Origin of the sequence: Streptomyces sp. UH6, assembly GCF_013421635.1 — a bacterium.
GTDB lineage: Bacteria > Actinomycetota > Actinomycetes > Streptomycetales > Streptomycetaceae > Streptomyces > Streptomyces abyssomicinicus.
In genome coordinates, this window is record NZ_JACADT010001002.1 from 1 (window position 1) to 2,029 (window position 2,029).

Genomic DNA, 2,029 nt, shown 5'->3' on the forward strand with positions numbered 1-2,029 from the left:
TGCACCCCACCCGCTCGCTGCGCGCGCTCCGCGTCGCCGCCTACGCCGGTTCCCGGGGCGGGCGGCGCGAGCGCGGCGGGTGACGGACGGCGGGTGCGTGGCCCGGGGCCCGTGGCCCGGACCCCGGCACAACGTACGCAAGACCGACGCAGAATCGCGAAGGACGTCGATGACAGAGACAGAACCGGTCGCCCCCGTACGGCGCAAGAGGCGCAGCAAGGGCAGGGCGGTCATCACCTGGGCCTCGACCACGGACCACAAGAGGATCGGGCACCTCTACCTGGTCACGTCGTTCGCCTTCTTCCTGCTGGCCGGCGTGCTCGCGCTGCTGATGCGTGCCGAACTCGCCCGGCCGGGCATCCAGTTCATCTCCAACGAGCAGTACAACCAGGCGTTCACCATGCACGGGGCGGTGATGCTCCTGCTGTTCGCCACGCCGACCTTCGCCGGCTTCGCCAACGCGGTGATGCCGCTGCAGATCGGCTCGCCCGACGTCGCCTTCCCCCGGCTGAACATGTTCGCCTACTGGCTGTTCCTCTTCGGAGGGCTGATCGCCGTCAGCGGCTTCCTCACCCCGCAGGGCGCCCCCGACTTCGGCTGGACCGCCTACACGCCGCTCAGCCTCGAGCAGCGCTCGCCGGGCCCGGGCGCCGACCTGTGGATCATGGGGCTGGCGCTCTCCGGCTTCGGCACCATCCTCGGCGCCGTCAACTTCATCACCACGATCATCTGCATGCGCGCGCCGGGCATGACCATGTTCCGGATGCCGCTGTTCACCTGGAACGTGCTGCTCACCTCGGTCCTCGTCCTGCTGGCCTTCCCGGTGCTCGCCGCGGCGCTCTTCGTCCTGGAGTCCGACCGGCAGTTCGGCTCACGGGTCTTCGCCCCCGAGAACGGCGGGGCCCTGCTGTGGCAGCACCTGTTCTGGTTCTTCGGCCACCCCGAGGTCTACATCCTGGCGCTGCCCTTCTTCGGCGTGGTGACCGAGATCATCCCGGTGTTCAGCCGCAAGCCGATCTTCGGCTACATGGGGCTGGTCGGCGCCACCATCACCATCACCGCCCTCTCCGCGATGGTGTGGGCGCACCACATGTTCGCCACCGGCGGCGTACTGCTGCCGTTCTTCTCCTTCCTGACCTTCCTGATCGCGGTGCCGACCGGGGTGAAGTTCTTCAACTGGATCGGCACCATATGGAAGGGCTCGCTCTCCTTCGAGACGCCCATGCTGTGGGCGGTCGGTTTCCTCGTGACCTTCCTCTTCGGCGGCCTCACCGGCGTCGTCCTCGGCTCCCCGGTCCTCGACTGGCACGTGACGGACAGCTACTTCGTGGTCGCCCACTTCCACTACGTGCTGTTCGGCACCATCGTCTTCGCCATGTTCGGCGGCTTCCACTTCTGGTGGCCGAAGTTCACCGGGAAGATGCTGGACGAGCGACTCGGCAAGCTCCACTTCTGGACGCTGTTCGTCGGCTTCCACACCACGTTCCTGGTGCAGCACTGGCTGGGCGCCGAAGGCATGCCCCGCCGGTACGCCGACTACCTCGCCGCCGACGGGTTCACCGTCCTCAACACGATCTCCAGCGTGGGCTCGTTCCTGCTGGGGGCGTCCACGCTGGTCTTCCTCCACAACGTCTGGAAGACCCGCAGGTACGCCCCGACGGTCGAGGCCGACGACCCCTGGGGCTACGGCCGGTCGCTGGAGTGGGCGACCTCCTGCCCGCCGCCCCGGCACAACTTCCACTCGCTGCCGCGGGTACGGTCCGACTCCCCGGCCTTCGACCTCCACCATCCCCGGCACGCGTCACTGAGCGACCGGGAGAACGAGGGCAGGCGGGACGTCGTCGACAGGACCGGCGACGACCGCGAAGGGGTCCGATGACCTCTCCGCGGCCGTCGCCGGTCCCGGCCGACCCCCGCCAGGGTCACTGGCGGGGATACAGGGGCCGGATGCGGTCCCAGTAGCGCCGCAGTTCCGTCTCCATCTCCTCCAGCGTCCGTGGCTCCCGAGCCGCCGGCCGGTTCGCTGCCG

At 68.9% G+C, this 2,029-nt stretch carries 1 protein-coding gene; it reads left to right on the plus strand.

Annotated elements, in window-relative coordinates:
• The first annotated feature begins 169 nt into the window (after positions 1-169).
• On the plus strand, positions 170-1,879 hold the full coding sequence (ctaD, locus tag HW445_RS28520; RefSeq protein ID WP_180223732.1) for a cytochrome c oxidase subunit I: 1,710 nt from the start codon (positions 170-172) through the stop codon (positions 1,877-1,879).
• The last annotated feature ends 150 nt before the right edge of the window (positions 1,880-2,029 follow it).